General features: G+C 71.3%; 16 protein-coding genes. 10 read left to right on the forward strand and 6 right to left on the reverse strand.

What is annotated here, in order from left to right; all coding sequences use genetic code 11:
- Positions 1-29: 29 nt before the first annotated feature.
- On the forward strand, positions 30-278 hold the full coding sequence (locus ACIO3S_RS24165) for a hypothetical protein (protein ID WP_400468212.1): 249 nt from the start codon (positions 30-32) through the stop codon (positions 276-278).
- Between the two features lie 14 nt (positions 279-292).
- Positions 293-1,480 (forward strand): cytochrome P450, encoded by a 1,188-nt coding sequence (locus ACIO3S_RS24170; protein ID WP_400468215.1) that lies wholly within the window; start codon positions 293-295, stop codon positions 1,478-1,480.
- Between the two features lie 9 nt (positions 1,481-1,489).
- Here ACIO3S_RS24170 and ACIO3S_RS24175 read toward each other — a convergent pair whose 3' ends face one another.
- The 4 genes from ACIO3S_RS24175 to ACIO3S_RS24190 form a co-directional block, all read right to left on the reverse strand.
- Entirely contained in the window at positions 1,490-3,208 is a 1,719-nt protein-coding gene (locus tag ACIO3S_RS24175; RefSeq protein ID WP_400468218.1) for an MFS transporter, read from the reverse strand.
- Complete coding sequence (locus tag ACIO3S_RS24180) at positions 3,205-3,912, reverse strand: LppX_LprAFG lipoprotein (RefSeq protein ID WP_400468221.1); 708 nt, start codon at positions 3,910-3,912, stop codon at positions 3,205-3,207. The genes ACIO3S_RS24175 and ACIO3S_RS24180 overlap by 4 nt, the downstream gene beginning before the upstream one ends.
- 29 nt (positions 3,913-3,941) lie before the next feature.
- Positions 3,942-5,162, reverse strand: a complete 1,221-nt coding sequence (locus tag ACIO3S_RS24185; RefSeq protein ID WP_400468223.1) for an MFS transporter — start codon at positions 5,160-5,162, stop codon at positions 3,942-3,944.
- A gap of 122 nt (positions 5,163-5,284) precedes the next feature.
- Positions 5,285-6,211 carry a LysR family transcriptional regulator gene (locus tag ACIO3S_RS24190; RefSeq protein ID WP_400468226.1) on the reverse strand — a complete coding sequence of 309 codons (927 nt, stop codon included), beginning with the start codon at positions 6,209-6,211 and terminating at the stop codon, positions 5,285-5,287.
- Positions 6,212-6,329: 118 nt separating this feature from the next.
- On the opposite strand from ACIO3S_RS24190, the gene ACIO3S_RS24195 reads away from it, so the two are divergent.
- The 6 genes from ACIO3S_RS24195 to ACIO3S_RS24220 are packed head-to-tail and all read left to right on the forward strand — an operon-like array spanning position 6,330 to position 12,345.
- Positions 6,330-7,457: an FAD-dependent monooxygenase gene (locus tag ACIO3S_RS24195; RefSeq protein ID WP_400468229.1), complete on the forward strand. Its 1,128-nt coding sequence runs from the start codon at positions 6,330-6,332 to the stop codon at positions 7,455-7,457.
- Between the two features lie 26 nt (positions 7,458-7,483).
- The gene (locus ACIO3S_RS24200) at positions 7,484-8,449 is read left to right on the forward strand and encodes a VOC family protein (protein WP_400468231.1); all 966 of its coding nucleotides are present in this window, start codon (positions 7,484-7,486) and stop codon (positions 8,447-8,449) included.
- 10 nt (positions 8,450-8,459) lie between these two features.
- Positions 8,460-9,449 (forward strand): fumarylacetoacetate hydrolase family protein, encoded by a 990-nt coding sequence (locus tag ACIO3S_RS24205; protein ID WP_400468234.1) that lies wholly within the window; start codon positions 8,460-8,462, stop codon positions 9,447-9,449.
- On the forward strand, positions 9,446-10,162 hold the full coding sequence (locus ACIO3S_RS24210) for an SDR family NAD(P)-dependent oxidoreductase (RefSeq protein ID WP_400468236.1): 717 nt from the start codon (positions 9,446-9,448) through the stop codon (positions 10,160-10,162). Before ACIO3S_RS24205 ends, ACIO3S_RS24210 begins: the two co-directional genes overlap by 4 nt.
- 27 nt (positions 10,163-10,189) lie before the next feature.
- Positions 10,190-11,362 carry an alpha/beta hydrolase family protein gene (locus tag ACIO3S_RS24215; RefSeq protein ID WP_400468238.1) on the forward strand — a complete coding sequence of 391 codons (1,173 nt, stop codon included), beginning with the start codon at positions 10,190-10,192 and terminating at the stop codon, positions 11,360-11,362.
- Entirely contained in the window at positions 11,359-12,345 is a 987-nt protein-coding gene (locus ACIO3S_RS24220; protein ID WP_400468241.1) for a cyclase family protein, read from the forward strand. The genes ACIO3S_RS24215 and ACIO3S_RS24220 overlap by 4 nt, the downstream gene beginning before the upstream one ends.
- Before the next feature lie 130 nt (positions 12,346-12,475).
- Here ACIO3S_RS24220 and ACIO3S_RS24225 read toward each other — a convergent pair whose 3' ends face one another.
- Together ACIO3S_RS24225 and ACIO3S_RS24230 are read right to left on the reverse strand one after the other, a co-directional pair.
- Positions 12,476-14,938 carry a DNA topoisomerase (ATP-hydrolyzing) subunit A gene (locus ACIO3S_RS24225; RefSeq protein WP_400468243.1) on the reverse strand — a complete coding sequence of 821 codons (2,463 nt, stop codon included), beginning with the start codon at positions 14,936-14,938 and terminating at the stop codon, positions 12,476-12,478.
- Between the two features lie 60 nt (positions 14,939-14,998).
- Positions 14,999-15,322 carry a winged helix-turn-helix transcriptional regulator gene (locus tag ACIO3S_RS24230; protein ID WP_400468246.1) on the reverse strand — a complete coding sequence of 108 codons (324 nt, stop codon included), beginning with the start codon at positions 15,320-15,322 and terminating at the stop codon, positions 14,999-15,001.
- 41 nt (positions 15,323-15,363) lie between these two features.
- Here ACIO3S_RS24230 and ACIO3S_RS24235 point away from each other — a divergent pair, with 41 nt between their 5' ends.
- Together ACIO3S_RS24235 and ACIO3S_RS24240 are read left to right on the forward strand one after the other, a co-directional pair.
- On the forward strand, positions 15,364-15,939 hold the full coding sequence (locus ACIO3S_RS24235; protein ID WP_400468248.1) for a carboxymuconolactone decarboxylase family protein: 576 nt from the start codon (positions 15,364-15,366) through the stop codon (positions 15,937-15,939).
- Positions 15,936-16,229 carry an antibiotic biosynthesis monooxygenase family protein gene (locus tag ACIO3S_RS24240; protein WP_400468250.1) on the forward strand — a complete coding sequence of 98 codons (294 nt, stop codon included), beginning with the start codon at positions 15,936-15,938 and terminating at the stop codon, positions 16,227-16,229. Before ACIO3S_RS24235 ends, ACIO3S_RS24240 begins: the two co-directional genes overlap by 4 nt.
- The last annotated feature ends 67 nt before the right edge of the window (positions 16,230-16,296 follow it).

Here is a 16,296-nt window from a genome sequence, read left to right on the forward strand (position 1 = left end):
CCGGTACGAAGCAAGGAAAGGACCGAACCATGGGTAAGTGCGTCACGTGCGGCAACGACTACGACGAGAGCTTCGAGGTGACGATGGCCTCGGGTGAGCACCACGTCTTCGACTCGATCGAGTGTGCTGTGGCGGTGATCGCGCCCGTGTGCGTCAACTGCGGCACCCGCATCCTCGGGCACGGGGTGCAGAACGAGCAGCACATGTTCTGCTGCGCCCACTGTGCCCATTCGGTCGGCGTGACGGGTGTGAGCGACCGGGTCACCAGCGGCTCCTGACGGGAGGCGACCGGATGTCCCGCGATCTCGCCGCGGACCTGCTCCGGCACGGCTACCACGCGATCCCCGACGCTCGGCGGCGGGCCGGCGATCCGCCGGTCTGCCCCGTCAAGCTCCTCGGGGACGATGCCGTCGTCGTGAGCGGTCCTGCCTCCGTACGCCGCTTCTACGACCCCCAGTTCATCCGCCGCTCCGATGCGGTGCCCGCACCCCTGGCCACCCTGCTCTTCGGCCGTGGCGCCGTCCACGGACTCGACGGTGAAGAGCACCAGCACCGCAAGGGGCAGTTCCTCGGCCTGCTCGACGATGCCGCTGCCTCGACGCTCGAGGATCTGGTACGCCACCACCTCAGCACATCGATTCGGGAACGCCACGGGGAGACGGTGAGCGTGTTTCACCTGCTGTCCGAGGTCTACGCCCGCGCGGTCCTGGCATGGGCCGGCATCTCGGTGCGCCACCCCGACAAGGTCGGGCGTCGGCTGGCCGGGATCGTCGACGGGTTCGGGATCTCCGGACCCTCCTATGCGACGGCGTGGGCGGCCCGGCTGTGGGCCAACCGCTGGGCCCGGGCGCTCATCCGGGAGGCGCGGTCGGCCACGACCCCGCCCACCACGCCGGTGGAGACCATCGCCACCTGGCGGGACCCGGAGGGCGAGCTGCTGCCGGTTCCGGTGGCGGCGGTGGAGCTGCTCAACGTACTGCGGCCCGCGGTCGCCGTGGCCTACCTCGGCACCTTCGCCGTCCAGACCCTCGACGACGAACCGCAGCTGCGCCCGACGCTCGCCGAGGATCCCGCGCGACGCCACGCCTTCACCCAGGAGGTACGCCGCGTCTTCCCGTTCGTCCCGGCGCTCGCCGGCATCGCGCGCCAGCACGGCGACTGGGACGGCCAGATCGTCCCGCAGGGGAAGCGGGTCGTCCTCGACGTCCCCGGGACCAACCTGGACCCGGCCTCGTGGTCCGCGCCGTACACGTTCTCGACCGAGCGGTTCCTCGGCCGAGAGGTCGACGAGTTCGAGCTGGTCCCGCAGGGCGGGGGAGACCCCGCCGAGGGACACCGGTGCCCCGGTGAGCCGTCGACGATCGCGATGATCTCGGCAACCGCCGAGGTCTTCGCCGCCGCTCCCTGGAACGTGGTCGAGCGCGGAAGCACCTATCCGCGGATCCCCGCCCGCGAGCGGCTCCGCGTCCGGATCGGTTAGCTCAGGCCCCTACAGAGCGGTGACGGTCTCGGTGGGAGAGAGTGCCCGGGTGGGCGCGCCTCGCAGGAGCACCACGGAGAGCAGGGCGGCGATCCCGGCGCAGACCGCGGCGCCGGCGAAGACGGTGTGCTCCTGTGCGATGGCGGCGCCGATGAGCAGGTCCTGATACTCCTCGCACATGCCGCCGCCGGTGCACACCGACGACAGCGACGGCAGGTCGGCCTGGGCGGCGTAGTAGCTGCGCAGGCCGATCGTGGTCAGCGCCGAGATGCCGACCAGCATCCCGACCATGCGAGCCACGACCGTGAACGAGGTGGTCAGGCCGTGCATCGACTGCTCGGTCGTGGCCAGGATCGCCGCGTTGACCGGCGCCAGGGCGAGGCCGAAGCCGAGGCCACCGGCGACGAGCACGACGGTCGCCGACAGCGAGCGCAGCGCGTCAGCGTCCCAGCGTGCCATGAACACGAACGCCACCGCGGCCAGCAGCATCCCGCCGCCGGCGATCACGCCCGCCGGCAGCCGCCGGGTGAGGAAACCGCCGGCGACGGCACCCACCGGCAGGGCGACCAGGAACTCGAGCAGCACCAGGGCAGCCTTCAGCTGGCTGTCGCCGTAGATCGTGGTGCGGGCGAAGAGCGGTACGTCGATGAGCGCTGCCACGAGTGCGGCGCCGACGAAGAACGAGATCAGCACCGAGCCCCACGCGGGCGTGCGGGCGAACGCGCCCCGGGGCACGATCGGGTCCTGCGCCCGGCGCAGGTGGAAGACGAATCCGAGCAGTGCCAGCCCGCCGGCGACCAGGTACCAGGTGCCCTGCTCGGAGAAGACCGCCACCTCGGGGTCGGCGGTCGCGAAGGCCAGGATCACCCCGGCCAGCGCGAACGAGAGCAGAAGCGCCCCGAGAAGGTCGACCTCGGCGGCGATCCGGCCGAGCACGCGGCGTACGCCCGGCCGCAGGCCGCACTTCACCAAGAACCCGACGGTGGCGATGATCGTGACCAGGCCCAGCGGGGTCAGCCAGCGCGTGGATCCGGCCGCGGGCACGTAGAGCGCGCCCCAGGTCAGGTCTTGGACCAGGGCGGTCGGCTCGACCGCCAGCAGCACGAACGCGGCGCCGGCGACCACCAACAGCAGCATTGCGATCAGGTCCGGTCGCCGTGGACGATCCCGGACGGAGTCCGCGCGGCCCAGCTTCCGGATCGCCACTGCGAGTACGACGCCGACCACGAGGTTGAGCCCGAAGATCGCGCGCCAGTCCGCGACGGCGAGGACGGCCGCGCCGATGAGCGGCCCGAGCACGGAGCCGAGCTCCTGGACCGCCGAGACCAGCCCGAGCGGAACCCCGCGGCGCTCGGCCGGGTAGAGCGCCGCGACGAGAGCGAGGGTCGCCGGGACGAGTGCGCCACCGCCCAGCCCCTGGAAGAACCGGCCGACCACCATCGCGGCCAGGTCCCACGACAGGGCCGTCAGGAACGAGCCGAACGCGAAGACGACCAGCCCGCCGACGAGCACCGGCAGGTGCCCGAGCAGGTCGGCGAGGCGTCCGATCAGCGGCAGCACGGCCACATAGCCCAGCAGGAACCCCGAGATCAGCGGCGCGGCCCGCTGCAGCTCCTCGATCGAGAGCCCGACGCCCGCCATCATGTCCGGCAGCGCCAGCACCACGACGTAGGTGTCCGCGGCGGCGAACGCCACCGCGATCGCGGCGAGCCACAGAACGGCTCTCACGGCTTGGCGATCTCCTTCTCGACGCCGTACTCGGTCACGTCGATCGTGTAGGAGTACGCCGCCTCGCCCTCACCGCTGAAGTTGCCCTTGATGGTGGCCTCGGTGAGCTCGTCGGAGTCGTTGATGATGTAGGTGACGTCGAAGTCGCCGGTCGCACCGGCGAGGATCTTCTGGACCGCGGTGTCCGGGAGTGTGCCGGTGTAGGTCGAGAGGATCTCGTCGTTGTCGGCGCCGCCGCGTACCGACTTGCCGATCTTCACGTCCTCGGTCGCGGCGAGCAGCGAGGAGATGCCCGTCTCCGGAGCGATCAGCGCGGCCGGGTCGGGCACGCCGTAGTCAGCCGGGTCGAGCTCCTGGAACGCGGTCGTGAACGGCAGCTTCGCGTAGACGACGCCGTCGACCGAGACCACCTCGACCTGCGCCTCAGAACCCATCACCGGCACCGTCAGCTTGCCCTGGAACGCGGGCTCGCGGGTCAGCGTCCCGGTCGCCGCCTTCAGCGTCGTGATGCCCTCGGGCAGGTCGTCGGAGGCGATCGAGAAGTTGATCCCGCTCGTCTCGTCGAGGTGCTTCTGCGCCGCTGCGAGCACCTGTTTCGGCGTACGCCCATTGGCCGGGTCCTCGTCGCCGCACGAGGTCATCACGAGAAGCGCGGCCAGAAGGGCGACGAGAGCGAAGGCGAGGCGTGGCAGGCTCAGGGGCATGCGGGTCAGAATGCCACGCCCCGCAACCCTCAGGGAGCCCAGGTCGCCTCCTCGGCGATGCGGCGGCCGTTCTCCACGGCGTTCGTGAGGACGCGGCGGGTGAGGAGGGCGAGGAGGACGGCGACGGCGCCGACGAGGACGACGGCGGCGCCGAGGCCGCCGAGGGCACCAGTGAAGGCGAGGACCAGGAGGGGGCAGACGAACTCGCCGAGGAAGAGGGCGGCGGTCCACAGGCCCGTACCGCGACCGCGCTGCTCGAAGGTGAGGCCGGACTGGGCCCAGACGAGCAGGGTGGGCAGCATCAGGCCGGTGCCCGCCGAGGCGATGACCGCGCCGAGCACGATGACGGGCACCACCGAGGTGGCACCGAGCACGACCAGCCCGATCCCGGCCAGCCCGAAGGAGATCGGCAGCAGCGTGGCGGTGCCGCGGCCGGACACCCGGCCGAAGGCGTACGCACCACCGGCGGTGGCGAGGGAGGCGAGCGCTGTGAACGCGCCGATCGCCGGGACGGCGGTGATGCCGGCCGCGTCGAGCAGGTAGGGGAGCTCCACGATCGGGGTGTAGAAGACGATGCCGCCCACGACCGTGATCGCGCAGGGCAGCGCCAGGGCGCGAGCGGGCAGCGGCGGGAGCGGGGCACGCTCCCCGGTGGAGGTGGTCTCGCCGGCGGGTTGCCAGACGAGCGCCGCGGCGAGGACGAGGAAGAGCAGGCTGGAGGCGTAGAGCCAGAACGGGGTGCGCCAGTCCTGGGCGCCCAGCGCCCCGCCGAGCGCGAAGAACACCGTGGCCGACAGCGACGCGAAGACGGTCTGCATGCCGAGCCAGCGGTCGCGCTCGGTGCCGCTGAAGTAGTCCGCGATCAGCGTCGTGCAGCAGGTCATGATCGCCGCCTCGGCGACGCCGACCCCCGCGCGGCTGAGGACGATCGCGCCCAGCCCGTCCAACCACAGCGGCGCGGTGCCGAAGACGGTGTAGACCGCCAGGCCGGTGAGCAGCAGCCGCTTGCGCCCGAACGTGTCCACGATACGGCCCGCGAACGGCGCCAGCAGCGCGATCATCAGAGCCGGGACGGTGAGGGAGAGCGGGACCAGCGCGGTCGCGGCACCGCTGTGGCCGAAGTGGTCCTGCATCCGGGGCAGGACGGGAGCGAGCAGTACGGCGCCGAGGACGGGCAGGCAGCTCATGAACATCAGCAGGAAGCCCTGCGTGCGTCCGGCTTGCCGGACGGGCGTGAGGGTGTCGGACATGGGGTCTCCATGGATCAGGCCGAGATCGTGTGACAGCAGTCACAGCATCGTGGGAGATCCAGGAGGTATTGCGGAAGCCAAACCTGCTTCTGCCGGGTATCAGCCTCGTCGATACCCGATGGTCAGTCCGGCTCCTCCAGTCGCGCGGCGGCACGCGTCATCATCCGGCGCAGCCAGCCGTGCGCCGGGTCCGCGCGATGGGCGGGGTGCCACCAGAACGCCTCTTTCAGCGGGACCACGTCCCACGGGCAGTCGAGGATGCGTACGCCGGCGGCGCCCGCCAGCCGGGTGGCGAGCTGGCGCTGCAGGAGGGCGACGCGCGGGGTCCCGGCGACCAGGAACGGCACCGGGAGGAAGCTCTCGGTCACCACATGGACGTCGGGCTCGACCCCGATCATGCTGAGCTGGCGTACGGCTGGGGTGAAGGCGGTCGGGGCGTGGTGGGTGACGACCCAGGGCATCTCTGCGAGCTCCTCCATGGTGATCGTCTCGCCGACGGCGTCGTTGTCGGCGGACACGACCAGCACCCAGCTGTCGGTGTGGAGCTCGACCGCGGGTTGGTCCTGCAGGAAGCCGTGGGGGAGGACCAGCCCGTCCACGTGCCGCAGCGACTCCGGCGCCTGGTCGACGTCGTCGTGGGTCTGCATCTGGAACCGGAGGCGTACGCCGGGGGCCTCGCGGGCCAGCTCGGTGGCGAGATGGTCGCCGAGGACGGTGGTGGAGTAGTCGGAGGCGACCACGGTGAACTCGCGGGTCGAGGTCGCCGGGTCGAAGCCCGGCTCGGCCTCGAAGACGCGGCGTACGCCGGCCAGGGCTGTCGTGGTGGTCCCGCGCAGCTGGGTGGCCAGGGGAGTGAGGTCGTAGCGGTTGCCGGTGCGGACGAGGAGGTCGTCGCCGAAGTGACGCCTCAGGCGCCGCAGTGCGGCCGAGACCGCGGGCTGGCTCAGTCCGAGCCGCGCCGCCGCGCGGGTGACGTTGCGCTCCTCGAGCAGTGCGTCCAGGGAGAGCAGCAGGTTGAGATCGAGGTTGCGGAGCGGATCGGTCGCCATGGTGTCTGACTATAAACGCCGTGTATAGGCGGGATAGGAAGTCTGCTCTTCCCGAATAGTTGCGTGCGGTTCAGAGTGGTGCTCGTCACTCCACCATCTCGCACATCAGGGAGATCTCATGCCCGCCATCAGCTCGGTTCTCGTCATCGGTGCCGGAACCGCCGGGACGGCGACCGCCATCCTGCTCGCCGAGCGGGGCGTCTCCGTCGACCTCGTCGACGCCAAGCCGGACCTCTCCGCCCTCGGCTCCGGGATCACCCTGCAGGGCAACGCGCTGCGGGTGCTGCGCGACCTCGGTGTGTGGGAGCAGGTGCGCGCCGAGGGCTACGGGTACGACACCCTCGGGCTGCGCGCGCCGGACCCGGCCGGCACGCTGCTCGTCGAGCTCGAGGACCACCGCACCGGTGGTCCGGATCTGCCGGCGACGATGGGGATGTACCGGCCCGCCCTGGCCCGGATCCTCCTCGACCGCGCCGTCGCGGCCGGCGCCAAGGTGCGCTTCGGGATCGCACCGTCCGGCATCGAGCAGGACGAGACGGGCGCCGACGTCACCTTCGCGGACGGGTCGCACGGGCGCTACGACCTCGTCGTCGGCGCCGACGGCGTGCGGTCGTGGACACGTCGGGCGATCGGCATCGAGGTCGAGCCCGAGTCGGTGGGCATGGGCATCTGGCGAGCGTTCACGCGTCGACCGGCCGAGGTCACCCGCACCGACCTCTTCTACGGCGGACCGTCCTACATCGCGGGCTACTGCCCGACCTCGGACGAGAGCCTCTACGCCTACGTCGTGGAGCCGGCCCAGGACCGGAGCGGGCTGTCGGCCGAGGAGGGACTGGCGGTGATGCGCGAGTTGGCCGAGGCGTACCACGGGCCGTGGGACCAGATCCGCGCGTCCCTGACCGACGCCGAGCGGGTCAACTACACCCACTTCGAGAGCCACGTCGTCGACGGCCCCTGGAACCGGGGCCGGGTCGTCGTCATCGGCGACGCCGCGCACAGCTGCCCGCCGACCCTCGCCCAGGGCGCCGCCCAGGCGCTCGAGGACGCCGCCGTGCTCGCCGAGCTGCTCACCGCTGCCGACGACCTGGCCGCCGTCTGGCCCGCGCTCACCGAGCGCCGGCTGCCCCGTGCGCGGGCCGTCGTCGAGGCCTCGCTCCAGCTCTGCACCTGGCTGAAGGCGCGCGAGCGCGGTGACGTACCCGGGCTGATGGCCCGCGTCGCCGCCCTCGTCACCCAGCCCGCCTGACCACCCCATCTCACGAGGAGAACACCGTGACCGAGACCATCATCGAGACCCCGCCAGCCGAGCGGCTGATCACCCACCTGCGCCACGTCGACCTGGCCGTGCCCGACTACGAGCGGCAGCTGGAGTTCTACACGAACACCTGGAAGCTCAAGGCCGAGGCGACCGACAGCGGGCTGGCGTTCCTGGCTGCGGAGGGCTCCCCGGAGCACTACTCCGTGCGTCTGCGCCGCGCCGACGACAAGCGCCTGGACCTGATCGCGTTCGGTGCGGCCAGCCCGGCCGATGTGGACGCGATGGCCGAGCGGCTCGGCCGTGCCGGGGTGAAGCTCGTCAGCGAGCCGGGCCCGGTGCTGACGCCGGGCGGCGGCTACGGCTTCCGCTTCTTCGACAACGACGGACGTACGGTCGAGGTCTCCTGCGACGTCGCCGTGCGGCAGCACCGCAGGATCGAGGAGGGCGAGGCGGTCCCGGTCAAGCTCTCCCACGTCGTCATCAACTCGCCCAACCCCGAGCAGACCGTGGCGTTCTACCAGCGCCACCTCGGCTTCGCGCTCTCCGACACCCTGATGCACCCGCGGCTGGGCTCGATGATGTGGTTCCTGCGTACGAACCGGTTCCACCACAGCCTCGCGATCGCCCGCGGGCCGCACGTCGCGCTGCACCACGCCTCCTTCGAGATGCGCGGCCTGGACGAGTACATGCGCGGCACCGGGCGGCTGCTGCGGGCAGGCGTGGAGAAGATCTGGGGGCCGGGGCGGCACCTGGCCGGCAACAACACCTTCAGCTACTTCCTGGACCCGCACGGCAACACCGTCGAGTACACCACCGAGCTCGAGGAGCTCGTCGAGGACAACTGGCACCCGCATCTGTACGACTTCAGCGACCCGGAGGTCTCCGACCAGTGGGGCACCGCCAACCCGATGGACGAGCTGATCGCCGGCAAGTCCTTCAACGACCCGGACAAGGGCGTCTTCGTCGCCCCGCCGGTCTGAGGAGGACTCGATGAAGCTCGCCACCTATCTCGACCGCGGCCTGCGGGTGCCGCGGGTCGGCCTGGTCACCGAGGACGGACTGCACCCGTTCGCCGTCCGGCACTCGATGCGTACGCTCATCACCGGCGGGCGCGAGGTGCTCGACCGTGCCGCCGACCATGCCCGGGCGGCGGAGGCCATCGACCTCGCCGAGGTCGAGCTGCTGGCGCCGCTGGAGCCGGCCTCGGTGCGCGACTTCGTCGCCTTCGAGGAGCACGTCGAGGGCGTACGCCGCTCGGTCGACGGCGCCGTCGGCGTCCCCGACGCCTGGTATGACGCCCCGGCCTTCTACTTCACCAACCCGCACGCGATCCTCGGGCCGGGCGCGGAAGTCCCGTTCCCCGCGGCCTGCGCGGCCCGCGACTTCGAGCTCGAGGTCGCCGCCATCGTCGGGGCCGAAGGCCGGTCCGTCGCGCCCGAGGAGGCCGGGGCGTACGTCTTCGGCTACACGATCCTCAACGACTGGTCCGCGCGTGACCTGCAGGGCCGCGAGATGCAGGTCGGTCTCGGACCGGCCAAGGGCAAGGACTTCGCCACCACGCTCGGGCCCTGGATCGTGACGGCCGACGAGCTGGAGCCCTACCGCGACGAGGACGGCTTCCTCGATCTGCTGTGCACGGTGTCGGTCAACGGCACCGAGGTCGGCCGCGACCGGCTCTCGAACGTCGGCTGGACCTTCGAGACGATGATCGCGTACGCCTCCCGCGACTCCCGCGTCGTCGCCGGCGACGTCCTCGGCTCGGGCACCGTCGGCAACGGCGGGTGCCTGGCCGAGCTCTGGGGCCGGCATGGCTCGCAGGAGCCGAAGCCGCTCCAGCCCGGTGACGTGGTCACCCTCGAGGTCGAGGGGATCGGCACCCTCACCAACACCGTCGCGGCCGCGCCGCCCGCCCCCGAGCTGCCGCCGGTGCGCCGCCGCGGCGGTGACGAGCGCGCGGCTGTTCGCGAGGGCTCGCGATGAGCTCGCTGGCCGGACGTACGGTCGTCGTCACCGGGGCCGCCTCGGGGATCGGGGCGGCGGTCGTGGCCGCCGTGGCCGCGGCGGGCGGGACGGTGGTGGGCCTGGACCGCGAGCCCGGTCCCGGTGTGCGGATCTTCGACGTCCGCGACGAAGACGCATGGACCCGGCTGGGGGACCAGCTCGCCGGGCCCGTACACGGGTTGGTGAGCTGTGCCGGGGTGACGCGACGTGCGCGGGTCGGAGCGGCGAGTGTCGCCGACATGCGAGACACCCACGACGTCAACGTGATCGGACCGCTGCTCGGGATCCAGGCGCTGGCGCCGCTGATGCCGGCCGGCGGGTCGATCGTCACGATCGGATCGCTTGCCGCGATGCAGGGGCACTATCCGGTGGCCTACACGACCAGCAAGTGGGCCGTCCGTGGACTCACGCACGCCGCGGCGCTCGAGCTGGGCGAGCGCAGGATCCGCGTCAACGCGGTGCACCCCGGCTTCATCGAGACCGCCATGACCGCCTCCGCCTCGCCCGCCTTCCGTGACGCCTCCGTAGCCGCGACCCCGCTCGGCCGGGTCGGCACGCCTGACGAGGTGGCGTCGGTGGTGGTCTTCCTGCTCGGTGACGGCGCGGCGTACGTCACCGGCGCCGAGATCCCCGTCGACGGCGGGATCGCCTCGCACGCCGGCGCCAAGGCCGTCTCCGACGCGCTGCGCTGAGAATCATCCATCAGAAGAGGACAAGAGATGTTCGAGTACTTTCCCGGCAACTACGTGTGGAACCTGGGTGTGGTCGCCACGCTCAACTCCGGCGGCCTGATCGACGAGGTCGACCGTGCCTGCCGGCCGCTCAAGGAGCTGGCCGCGCAGGGCTCCGACGTGGGCACGACCGAGTTCATGGCCGCCTGGCGCAGTGTCGCCGACCAGCTCGAGGAGCAGGCGGGCGAGGCCGAGAAGGCCGGCCACCGGCGTACGGCCGGGCAGAAGCTCTTCCGGGCCTCCGTCTACGTCTCCCAGGCCGAGCGGATGCAGAGCGCGAAGGACCCGGACCGCAACGCCGAGTACCAGCGCAGTGTCGACCTGCTGGTCCGCTCCTTCGAGCTCCTCGACCAGCCGACGGTGAAGGTCGCGATCCCGTACGTCGAGGACGGCCGCGAGACCACCCTGCCCGCCTACTTCCACCCGGCTCATCGGGACGGGACGCCGGCGCCCGTGATGATCGTGTGGAACGGTCTGGACTCGACCAAGGAGATGATGGTCGGCGCCGGCGTCCACACCGAGCTCGCAGCTCGCGGTATCTCGACGCTGATGGTCGACTGCGGCGGCGCCGGTGAGGCGCTGCGTCTCGACGGCCTCACCGCGCGCGTCGACACCGAGGCCTGGGCCGCGGCCTGCGTCGACTGGCTCGAGACGCGCTCGGACGTGCGCGCGGACCGGATCGGGCTCGTGGGCTGGTCGCTGGGCGGCTACTACGCGCCTCGCGCCGCGGCGTACGAGAAGCGGCTGGCGCTGTGCGTGGCCTGGGGCGCCAACCACGACTGGGGTGCGGTGCAGAAGCGCCGGCTGCAGCGTGAGGGTGAGAACCCGGTGCCGCACTACTGGGACCACGTGCTGTGGGTGTGGGGGCAGCCCGACATCGACACGTTCATCGGTTTCGCCGAGGACGTGAACCTCGACGGCGTGGTCGAGGAGATCACCGTGCCGTTCCTCATCGCCCACGGGGAGAACGACCGCCAGATCCCGCTCTCCTACGCGCATCGCTCCTACGACCAGGCGGTCAACAGCCCCAAGCGCGAGCTGCGGATCTTCACGCCGGAGGAGGGCGCCACCGAGCACATCGGCCTGGACCACTTCCCGCACGTCATCGGCTTCATCGCCGACTGGGTCTCCGACACCTTCGCCGAGCTGGACGCCTCATGACCCGCCTGGATCGAAGCGACCCGGAGGGCGAGATCGCGAAGACGGTCGCCCGGGTCTCCAACTGGGGACGCTGGGGCGAGGACGACGTCCGCGGGACGATGAACTTCCTCACCGACGCCAAGCGGGTCTCGGCTGCGGGGCTGGTGCGGACCGGGCGGTCCTACTCGCTCTCGCTGCCCTTCGACATGGACGGGCCGCAGAACGGCTGGCGGCGGCGTACGAATCCGGTGCACACCATGCTCGACACCGGCACCGACGCGGTGGCCGGCATCCAGGGGTTCCCGCACGGGATCGGCGGCGCCGACGACGTGATCGCGATGCCGCTGCAGTGCTCGACCCAGTGGGACGGGCTCGGGCACATCTTCGACCACGGGCGGGCCTGGAACGGCCGCCCGGCGGAGTCGGTGGTCACGTCGTTGGGCGACGGTGTCACCGGGATCGAGACCGTCGCTGACGTGGTCTGCGGCCGCGGGGTGCTGCTCGACGTCGGCCGCGCGATCGGGACAGACGGAGAGCTCCCCGACGGCTTCGCCATCACCGAGGAGCACCTGGAGCGCACCATCGCTGCCCAGGGCGCCAGCGCGGCCGTGGGTCGCGGCGACATCGTCGTCGTACGCACCGGGCAGCTCTCCCGCGCCCGCCGGGGCGTCGCCGCAGGTGAGGGCTGGGGCGGCTACGCCGGGGGACCAGCCCCCGGCCTCTCCTTCACCACCGCCGACTGGCTGCACCGCACCGAGATCGCCGCGATCGCCACCGACACCTGGGGCTTCGAGGTGCGGCCCAACGAGTTCGACGAGGCCTTCCAGCCGCTGCACCAGGTCGCGATCCCACACCTGGGCCTCTTCCTGGGCGAGATGTGGGACCTGGACGGACTCGCCTCAGCGTGCGCGGCGGATGGTCGCTACGACTTCCTGCTCACCGCGGCACCGCTGCGGGTCACCGGAGCCGTCGGGGCACCGGTGAACCCCATCGCGCTGCGCTGACAACCGCTGGTCGAGCCGTGAGCGCCAGCGAGCGTGTCGAGACCAACACGGTCCCCTCGAGCGCCGAGGGGACCGTGTTGGTCTCGACACGGATTCGTTCGTTCCTCACGAATCCGGCTCGACCAGCGAGTTAGCGGTTGGCGACCGGGCCGGCGACGGCGTCGATCGGCTGCTCCAGCGGGACCCCGGAGCCGTCGCGGCGCGGGTCGACCTCGGGCAGGTCGATGGGCGCCCCGGAGGCCGCGGCGGCCATCGCAGGAGCGGCGCCGACCCAGGCGAAGACGATCGAGTCCTCGCCCTTGAGGTAGCGGTGCGCACGTACGCCGCCGGTGGCCCGGCCCTTGGCCGGGTACTCGCTGAACGGCGTGGTCTTCACCGAGCCCGTCTCGGTCCCGGGCAGAGCGCTCGACGAACCGGCGACGGTCACGACCGCGGCACCTTCGGGGGCGTCGGGGGAGACGACGCCGAAGAAGACGACCTTGGACCCGTGGGCCATCCGGACGCCGGCCATCCCGCCGGCACTGCGGCCCTGAGGACGGACGACGTCCGCCGGGAAGTGCAGGAGCTGAGCGTCGGAGGTGACGAAGACCAACGACTCGGTGCCGGTGCGCAGCTGGGCGGCGCCGACCACCTCGTCGCCGTCGCCGAGCTTGATGACCTCCCACTCGTCCTTGTTGAGCAGCACCTCGGGGTTGACCCGCTTGACGACACCGAGCTTGGTGCCGAGCGCGATGCCGGGGCCGTCGGTGGCCAGCGTCGTGAGCGCCAGAGCGCGCTCGTCCGACTCCAGCGAGAGCAGCGCGGACAGCGGCAGGCCGCCGGAGAGGTTCGGGTCGCCGTGGGTCGGCGGCAGCGCCGGCAGGTCGAGCACCCCGAGACGTACGAGACGGCCGCGGGAGGTGAGCACGCCGATCTGGCCGCGCGCGGTCGCCGGGACCACCGAGACGATCACGTCGTGGTTGGCGCGGCCCGAGCCGGTCGAGAAGGGCTCGGCATCCGAGGAGCGGGCCAGGAGACCGGTCGAGGAGAGCAGCGCGAAGCACGGGTCGTCGGCGACCTCGAGGCTCATCGCCTCGAGCGCGGGGGTGCCGGCGGAGGCGAGCAGCACGGTGCGCCGCGGCGTACCGAACGTCTTGGAGACCTCGCCGAGCTCGTCGGAGACGACCTTCCGCAGCATCTCGTCGTCGCCGAGGATCGAGTCGAGGTACTCGATCGTCGAGCGCAGGTCGTCGCGCTCCTTCTCCAGCTCGATCTTGGAGAACTTCGTCAGCCGGCGCAGCGCCATGTCGAGGATGTACTCCGCCTGCGGCTGGCTCAGGTCGAAGACCGACATCAGCCGCTCCTTGGCCTCGCCGGCGTTGTCGGAGGAGCGGATCAGCTGGATGACCTCGTCGATGTCCAGGATCGCGATCAGCAGCCCGTCGACCAGATGGAGACGGTCGGCGGCCCGGTCGCGGCGGAACTGGCTGCGGCGGCGGACGACGTCGTAGCGGTGTCCCAGGAAGACCTCGAGCAGCTCCTTGAGGCCGAGCGTGCGCGGCTGCCCGTCGACGAGCGCGACGTTGTTGATCCCGAAGGAGTCCTCCAGCGGCGTCATCTTGTAGAGCTGCTCGAGGACGGCCTCGGGCACGAACCCGTTCTTGACCTCGATCACCAGCCGGGTGCCGTGCTCGCGGTCGGTGAGGTCCTTGAGGTCGGCGATGCCCTGGATCTTCTTGGACTGCACCAGGACCTTGACGCGCTCGATGATCTTCTCGGTGCCGATGTTGAACGGCAGCTCGGTGATCACGATGCCCTTGCGGCGCCCGAACGGCTCGATCCGCGTGGTGGCGCGGATCTTGAAGGAGCCGCGGCCGGTCTCGTACGCATCCCGGATCCCGTCCAGGCCGACGATGGTGCCGCCGGTGGGGAGGTCGGGGCCGGGGATGAACTTCATCAGCGTGTCGAGCTCGGCGCCGGGGTGCTTGATCAGGTGGCGCGCGGCAGCGATGACCTCGACCAGGTTGTGCGGAGCCATGTTGGTGGCCATGCCGACCGCGATGCCGGTGGCGCCGTTGACCAGCAGGTTGGGGATCGCGGCGGGGAGCACGCTCGGCTCCATCTCCCGCGAGTCGTAGTTGGGCCGGAAGTCGACCGTGTCTTCCTTGATGTCATCGGTCATCGCCTGCGCCGCCGGGCCCATCCGGGCCTCGGTGTAACGCATCGCGGCAGCCGGGTCGTCACCGCCGGGGGAGCCGAAGTTGCCGTGCCCGTCGATCATCGGCAGCCGCATCGCCCACGGCTGCGCCATCCGGACCAGGGCGTCGTAGATCGCGCCGTCGCCGTGCGGGTGCAGCTTGCCCATCACCTCACCGACGATGCGGGCACACTTCACGTGGCCGCGGTCTGGACGTACGCCCATGTCGTTCATCGTGTAGAGGATCCGGCGCTGCACGGGCTTGAGACCGTCGCGGGCGTCGGGCAGTGCCCGGGAGTAGATGACGGAGTAGGAGTACTCCAGGAATGAGGACCGCATCTCGTCCCCGATGTCGGTGTCGAGGATGTGCTCCTCGAAGTCGTCGGGGACGTCCTGCTTGGTCTTGCCGCGTGCCATAAGGGGCATTGTCTCGAATCCCTGTGCGAGTCCGCCACCGGGCTCGCCGTAAGAGCGCGGTCAGTGGTCTGCCGACCACTCCTTCGCCCAGGCGTCGAGGGGTGTCATCAGGTCGAGCAGGCTCCTGCCGTGGGCGGTGAGGTCGTAGCCGCCGTCGTGGGTGACCAGACCGGCCTCGGCCAGCTCCTGGAGACGGGCGGTCAGCACGCTGGAGGAGATGTCGCCTGCGGCGTGCTGCAGCTCGCGGAAGGTCATCGCCCGGCCGTCGCTGAGCTCCCACAGGACCCGGAGCGCCCAGCGGCGGCCGAGCAGGTCGAGGAGCACCATGATCGGCCGACCCGTCCGGGAACCGCGGACCGGCCGGCCCGGCATCGGTGTCGTCATAATTGCTTTCCTTTCCGAAGCACCGAGGCTAGCATCCGAGCATGCCTCTGAAATCGAAGCAACCCCGGGTCGCTCCCGTCAGTCCGCCCTACGACGAGGAGACCCAGGCCGCCCTGGACCTTCTCGGTCCGCCGATCCAGCTCTTCCGGGTGATGGCGAGGCGTCCTGGCCTGGCCCACGGAGTGGCCGGCTGGGGCCGCCACTACTTCTCCCGGCGCTCGGCGCTGACCCTGCGCCAGCGCGAGCTGGTCATCGACCGCACCACGGCGCTCTGCGGCGCCGACTACGAGTGGGGCGTCCATGTCGCCCACTTCGCCGAGAAGGCCGAGCTCGATCCCGCGCAGCTCGCCTCGCTCGCCCACGGGCCCCCCGAAGACCCCTGCTGGGTGGCGGCCGACCGAGCGGTGCTGCGGGCGGTGGACGAGCTGTATGCGGACGCCGACATCAGCGACACGACCTGGTCCGCGCTGGTCGACGCGGCCGGCGAGGACGCCGCGGTCGAGCTCACCCTGCTGGCCGGCTGGTACCACGCGATCTCGTTCGCCGTACGCGCCCTCCGGCTGCCTCTCGAGCCCGGCACCGAGCCGCTGGACGCCATCGCAGGAGGCCGTCGGTGAGCATCGCGCAGACACCCGAGCCGCCGTACACGGCCGTCATCTTCAACTCGCTGCGCACGCCGACCGGCGAGGGCTGCGCCGAGACCGCCGCTCGGATGGAGGAGCTCGCCGCCGACCAGCCGGGGTACCTGGGCATCGAGTCGGCCCGGGACGGCCTCGGCATCACCGTCTCGTACTGGACCGACGAGCAGGCCGCCCGGTCATGGAAGACGCTCGCCGGCACCGTCGTGCGCAACAGACCGGTCGCAGCCTCTGGTACGAGGACTACCAGGTGCGCGTCGCCACCGTGACCCGCGCCTACGGTATGGGTGGCCGCTAGCCGGACCGGCCTCTCGTCGCCCATCGGGCGCGTACTCT

It is taken from the genome of Nocardioides sp. NPDC087217 (genome assembly GCF_044744805.1).
Lineage (GTDB): Bacteria > Actinomycetota > Actinomycetes > Propionibacteriales > Nocardioidaceae > Nocardioides.

Coding starts and splice junctions, on each gene's coding strand:
- ACIO3S_RS24165 (WP_400468212.1), top strand. CDS start 30: ATGGGTAAGTGCGTCACGTGCGGCAACGACTACGACGAGAGCTTCGAG.
- ACIO3S_RS24170 (WP_400468215.1), top strand. CDS start 293: ATGTCCCGCGATCTCGCCGCGGACCTGCTCCGGCACGGCTACCACGCG.
- ACIO3S_RS24180 (WP_400468221.1), bottom strand. CDS start 3,912: ATGCCCCTGAGCCTGCCACGCCTCGCCTTCGCTCTCGTCGCCCTTCTG.
- ACIO3S_RS24185 (WP_400468223.1), bottom strand. CDS start 5,162: ATGTCCGACACCCTCACGCCCGTCCGGCAAGCCGGACGCACGCAGGGC.
- ACIO3S_RS24190 (WP_400468226.1), bottom strand. CDS start 6,211: ATGGCGACCGATCCGCTCCGCAACCTCGATCTCAACCTGCTGCTCTCC.
- ACIO3S_RS24195 (WP_400468229.1), top strand. CDS start 6,330: ATGCCCGCCATCAGCTCGGTTCTCGTCATCGGTGCCGGAACCGCCGGG.
- ACIO3S_RS24205 (WP_400468234.1), top strand. CDS start 8,460: ATGAAGCTCGCCACCTATCTCGACCGCGGCCTGCGGGTGCCGCGGGTC.
- ACIO3S_RS24210 (WP_400468236.1), top strand. CDS start 9,446: ATGAGCTCGCTGGCCGGACGTACGGTCGTCGTCACCGGGGCCGCCTCG.
- ACIO3S_RS24215 (WP_400468238.1), top strand. CDS start 10,190: ATGTTCGAGTACTTTCCCGGCAACTACGTGTGGAACCTGGGTGTGGTC.
- ACIO3S_RS24220 (WP_400468241.1), top strand. CDS start 11,359: ATGACCCGCCTGGATCGAAGCGACCCGGAGGGCGAGATCGCGAAGACG.
- ACIO3S_RS24225 (WP_400468243.1), bottom strand. CDS start 14,938: ATGGCACGCGGCAAGACCAAGCAGGACGTCCCCGACGACTTCGAGGAG.
- ACIO3S_RS24230 (WP_400468246.1), bottom strand. CDS start 15,322: ATGACGACACCGATGCCGGGCCGGCCGGTCCGCGGTTCCCGGACGGGT.
- ACIO3S_RS24235 (WP_400468248.1), top strand. CDS start 15,364: ATGCCTCTGAAATCGAAGCAACCCCGGGTCGCTCCCGTCAGTCCGCCC.